Genomic DNA, 5,407 nt, shown 5'->3' with positions numbered 1-5,407 from the left:
GTCCAGGGGCGGGTCGGGGTGCGGAAGCAGGGTCACGCTGTCACGGTAGGCGCGTGATCACGCCGTACGGGGCAGCCGCCGGCCCATGTCACCGAACCGTCAGATCCGCCCGGGGCGCGCCGCGGAGAAGCTATGTCGCAGCCGGGAGAGGCGCGCGTCTCGTCCTACGGTCACCCATATGAAGGTCCCCGCCCAATTCATCCGCTCCTGGCGCAGCCCGCTGCGCGGCCCCTGGCTGACCTCGGTCTTCGCCGTGGCACTGCTCGCCGGCATCCCCCTCCTCTTCCTCACCGGTCTGGTCTCGTACACCGCGTACAACCCGGATCTCGCCCCCGTCAACGACATGACACCGGACAAGGGGGTGCTCGGCTTCTATCTCTTCGCCTGGCCGACCGATCCGTACTGGCTCTACCGCGTCACCCAGGGCGTACATGTGACGCTCGGGGTGGTGCTCGTACCCGTACTGCTCGCGAAGCTGTGGTCGGTCGTGCCGAAGCTCTTCGCCCGGCCCCCGGTGCGCTCGCTCGGGCACGCTCTGGACCGCCTGTCCCTGCTGCTGCTCGTCGGGGGCGCGCTGTTCGAGTTCGTCACCGGAATCCTCAACATCCAGTTGAACTACATCTTTCCCGGCTCGTTCTATCCGCTGCACTTCTACGGCGCGTGGGTGTTCATCGGCGCGTTCGTCGCGCACGTGGCACTGCGGCTGCCGCGTACGGTACAGGCGCTGCGCGGCCGGGACTTCCGGGCCGAGCTGCGGACCCCGCGGGCGCGGACCGTGCCGGAGCCGCCCGACACGACGGGCCTGGTCTCCCGGGCACCCGCTCCGCCGACCGTGTCGCGGCGCGGCGCGCTCGGCATGGTGGGGCTCGGTTCGGTGGCGCTCTTCGTGGTGACGGCCGGACAGAGCATCGGCGGGCCGGTGCGCGGTACGGCGCTGCTCGCCCCGCACGGCCGCACTCCTGGGTCGGGTCCGAACGCCTTCCAGATCAACAAGGGGGTGGCGGCCACCGGGGTCCGCGCTCGGGACATCGGTCCGGACTGGCGGCTGACCGTACGGGGCGGTGGCCGGGAGACCGTGCTGACCAGGGAGCAGCTCGAACGGCTGCCCAGGCACCGCGCCGATCTGCCGATCGCCTGTGTGGAGGGCTGGTCCACCTCCGATCAGCGGTGGGAGGGCGTGCGGCTCGTCGATCTGGCCGCGCTGGTCGGGCTGGGGCACGCGCCGCCGGCCGTGTATGTGGAGTCGGTGCAGCGGCGCGGCTCCTTCCGCGCGGTCGCGCTCCGCGACAACCAGGTGCGTGATCCCCGCTCGCTGCTCGCGCTGCGGGTCAACGGGGCGGTGCTGTCGCCGGATCACGGCCATCCGGCGCGGATCATCGTGCCGGGCGCGCCGGGTGTGATGAACACCAAGTGGGTACGGCGGCTGAGCTTCGGGGAGTCGTCATGGCCCGTCTGATCCGTGAGGGCGCGAACAGATGGCGGGCGATGCGCCTCTACCGGCGGCGGCTCGGGGCCGGGGAGCGTTTCCGGCGGCTGTACGGCGAGTCGCCGCTGCAACTCCTGCTTCTGCTGGCCTCGTTCGCGCTCTGCGCCTATGCCGGGATCAGACTGCTGAGAGGCGACTGGCCGCTGATCCTGCTCTGGTTCGTGGGGGCCGCGGTGCTGCACGATCTGGTGCTCGTACCGCTGTACTCGCTCGGCGACCGGGGCGCGGAGGCGGTGCTGCGATCGGGACGTGGGCGGTCGGGCGGTGAGCCGCCGGGCGGTGAGCCGCCGGGCCATGACACGCGCGGGGAGCACGGGCCCGGGGTGAACCATCTGCGCGTCCCGGCGTTTCTCTCGCTGCTGTTGCTGCTCGTCTACTGGCCGCTGGTGCTGCGCGCCTCCAAGCCGTACGAGGACGCCACCCGGCTCAGCATCGATGTGTTCCTGGGGCGCTGGCTGCTGATCACGGCCGCGCTGTTCGCGCTGTCCGCCGTGTGGCTGGTGGTGCGGCTGTACAGGGACCGGCGGCGGGCCCGCGCCGAAGTGGAGTCGTAGCGGAGCCGTGAGCAAGCCGTACCCGCCCGGCCGGTGGGGCCGGGCGGGTCGGCCGTCGATCAGCCGTCAGCCACGGGCCAGCCGCAGGGTGACCAGTTGGAACGGGCGCAGCGACAGCCGTACCTCGCCGTCGGCCAGCTCCGGCCGTTCCCGGCCCTCCGCGCCTCCCGCGTCCCGCAGCGGGCGCTCCAGCAGGTCGGTCACGGTGAGCCCGGTCGCCGCGAAGCCGATGCCGACGCGCGCCTTGGCCCGGCCGCCGGCCGACTCGTAGAGCCGTACGACCACATCGCCGCTGCCGTCGTCGGCCAGCTTCAGCGCGCTGACGACCACCGCGTCGTTGTCGACGGTGACGAGCGGGGCCACGTCGGTGTCCCCGGTGACGCGGCGCTCCGGCAGATTGATCCGGTAGCCCTCGCGGACGGCGTCGCCGATGGACGCGCCGGGCGCCAGGGCGTGCCGGAAGCGGTGCACTCCCTGGTCGGTCTCCGGGTCGGGGAAGCGGGGCGCGCGCAGCAGCGAGACCCGGACGGTGGTGGTCGTACCGGAGTCGGAGGCGCGGACCGTACGGGTCACGTCGTGGCCGTACGTCGAGTCGTTGACCAGCGCGACGCCCCAGCCCGGCTCCTCCAGATGGAGGAAGCGGTGGTTGCAGGCCTCGAACTTGGCGGCCTCCCAGCTCGTGTTGGTGTGGGTGGCCCGGTGGACATGCCCGAACTGGGTCTCCGAGGCGTACCGCTCGGCGTGCACGTCCAGCGGGAAGGCGGCCTTCAGGAACTTCTCGGTCTCGTGCCAGTCGACCTCGGTGTCGATGTCGAGCCGCTTGGCGCCCGGCGCGAGGGTCAGTACCTGGGTGACCTTCGACGCGCCGAAGGAGCGGACGACCCGCACGGCAGCCGCCCCCGCCTCCCCCGCCGGGCCGATCGAGTCGAGCTCGGTGAGGTCGGTGACGGTGTTGCGGTAGAACTCGTCGACGTCCCAGGCGTCCCACTGGTTGGGGAAGTCGGGGTGGATCTGGAGCAGATTGGCGGCTTCGCCGGGCGCCACGGTCTCCCGCTCGGCGCTGATGTCGTACACCGACACGACCAGCCCGCGGCCGTCGATCTCGACCTCCAGCAGCCCGTTGCTGAGGACATAGCCGCCGTCCTCGCGCGGCAGCAGCTCGGCGGTGCCGCCGCCGGCGGCCTGGCCCGCCGCGCCCGCCGCGACCCCGCCGCGGGTGTGCGGCGCGGAGTTGAAGAGCAGGGTCCTGGCGCCGGAGGGGTCACCGGCGAGGGCGCGCTGCGCGGTGCCGATGACGCCGGTCAGCTCCTCGGCGACGGCCGCGTAGGTCCTGCGGGCCTCGCGGTGCACCCAGGCGATGGACGAGCCGGGCAGGATGTCGTGGAACTGGTGGAGCAGGACCGTCTTCCAGATCCGGTCGAGCTGTTCGTACGGGTACGGGGCCCCGGTCCGTACGGCGGCGGTCGCGGCCCACAGCTCGGCCTCCCGCAGCAGGTGTTCGCTGCGGCGGTTGCCCTGCTTGGTCTTCGCCTGGCTGGTGAGGGTGGCGCGGTGCAGTTCCAGATACAGCTCGCCGACCCAGACCGGCGGGTTCGCGTGCTCGGCCTCGGCCTTGGCGAAGAAGGCGCCGGGGGTCTCCCACTCGACGGTGGCGGAGCCTTCGAGGCTGCGCAGCCGGGCGGCCTTGGCGATCATCTCGCGGGTGGTGCCGCCGCCTCCGTCGCCCCAGCCGGTCGGCGCGAGGGAGTGCCTGGCGACCCCCTTCTCCTTGAAGTTCCGTGCGGCGTGCGCGATCTGGGCGCCCGTCATGGCGCAGTTGTAGGTGTCGACGGGCGGGAAGTGGGTGAAGATCCGCGTCCCGTCGATGCCCTCCCAGGTGAAGGTGTGGTGCGGGAAGCTGTTGATCTTGCTCCAGGAAATCTTCTGGGTGAGCAGCCACTTGGAGCCCGCGGCCTTGATGATCTGCGGCAGTCCCGCGGCGAAGCCGAAGGTGTCGGGCAGCCACGCCTCGTCGTTCTCGATGCCGAACTCGTCGAGGAAGAAGCGCTTTCCGTGCACGAACTGCCGGGCCATCGCCTCGGAGCCGGGCATATTGGTGTCGGACTCCACCCACATGCCGCCGGCCGGTACGAACCGGCCCTCCGCCACGGCCTTCTTGACCTTGGCGTAGACCTCGGGCCGGTGCTCCTTGATCCAGGCGAACTGCTGCGCCTGCGACATCGCGAAGACGAACTCCGGCTCGTCCTCCAGCAGGGCCGTCATATTGGCCGTCGTACGGGCCACCTTGCGTACGGTCTCGCGCAGCGGCCACAGCCAGGCCGAGTCGATATGGGCGTGGCCGACCGCGCTGACGCGATGCGAGGTCGCGGGCGCGGGGGTGGCCAGCACCTCGGCGAGCCGCTCCCGCGCGGCGGCCGCGGTGCCGTTGACGTCCTGGAGGTCGACCGCGTCGAGGGCGCGGCCGACGGCACGCAGGATCTCCCAGCGGCGGGCGCCGTCGACGGGCAGCTCGGCCATCAGCTCACCGAGCACCTCCAGGTCCTGGACGAGCTGCCAAACGGTCTCGTCGAAGACCGCGAGGTCCATCCGGGCGAGGGTGTACTGCGGTTCGGTGCCCGCGGTCTCCTTGTCGCCGAGCCGGGTCGGCAGGAAGGGGTGGTAGTCGAGGATCACCGGATTGGAGGCGGCCTCGATGTGCAGCAGGACCTCTTCGCCGCCCGCGACGGGCGCGCCGATCCGTACCCACTGGTTGCGCGGGTTGAGGCCCTTCACCGGGGAGCCGTCGGGCCGGTAGACGAGGCCCTCGCACTGGAATCCGGGCATGTTCTCGTCGAAGCCGAGGTCGAGCAGGGCCTCCACGGTGCGGCCCGCCCACCGCTCGGGGACGGTGCCGGAGACCCGGAACCAGCTCGTGCCCCAGGGGGCGCCCCAGCGGTCGCCGGCCGCGATCGGCACGGCCGGGGCCGCGAGGCCCTCCTCGACCGGTACGGGCTCGCCCGGCGCGTGCCAGACGGCGATGTCCAGCGGTACGGATTCGGGGTATACGGCGGGCCGGATGCGCTCGTCGAGGACCCGCTTGAGGCGGCCTTCGACCAGGCTGCGGTCGTCGTGCATGAGGGGACGCTCCTGGGGTGCGTGAGGGTGCGGTGGGTGCGGGTGCGGGGATACGGCTGGCGGGGCGGGGGAGGCTTCGGTCCGGTGGTTCCGGGGGCGGTGCTCCGGGCGGGCTGCGGTGGCGCGCGGGGTCAGCCGACCTCGTCCGGGCGGACGACCTCGGTGATACCGCGCCCCGCCAGATGCTCCTTGTCCTCGGCCCGGCCCGCAAGAACCGCAGTCGGACGGCCCCCCTCCTCGGTGAGCCGGGCGA

General features: G+C 72.1%; 3 protein-coding genes. 2 read left to right on the top strand and 1 reads right to left on the bottom strand.

All coding sequences use genetic code 11. The features are described 5' to 3' along the window. The first annotated feature begins 178 nt into the window (after positions 1-178). Both WH07_RS28975 and WH07_RS28970 read left to right on the top strand, forming a co-directional pair. On the top strand, positions 179-1,456 hold the full coding sequence (locus tag WH07_RS28975) for a molybdopterin-dependent oxidoreductase (protein WP_046506269.1): 1,278 nt from the start codon (positions 179-181) through the stop codon (positions 1,454-1,456). Between the two features lie 29 nt (positions 1,457-1,485). Continuing rightward, a complete protein-coding gene (locus tag WH07_RS28970; protein ID WP_046506271.1) occupies positions 1,486-2,040 on the top strand; it encodes a hypothetical protein in 555 nt (184 codons plus the stop codon). A gap of 66 nt (positions 2,041-2,106) precedes the next feature. Here the strand turns inward: WH07_RS28970 and WH07_RS28965 are convergent, their stop codons facing one another. Further along, complete coding sequence (locus WH07_RS28965) at positions 2,107-5,154, bottom strand: alpha-mannosidase (protein WP_046506265.1); 3,048 nt, start codon at positions 5,152-5,154, stop codon at positions 2,107-2,109. Positions 5,155-5,407 lie beyond the last annotated feature (253 nt).

This window comes from Streptomyces odonnellii (assembly GCF_000981895.1).
Taxonomy (GTDB): Bacteria; Actinomycetota; Actinomycetes; order Streptomycetales; family Streptomycetaceae; genus Streptomyces; species Streptomyces odonnellii.
Note: the sequence above shows the minus strand (reverse complement) of the source record. Positions and strands in the feature narration are given on the sequence as shown.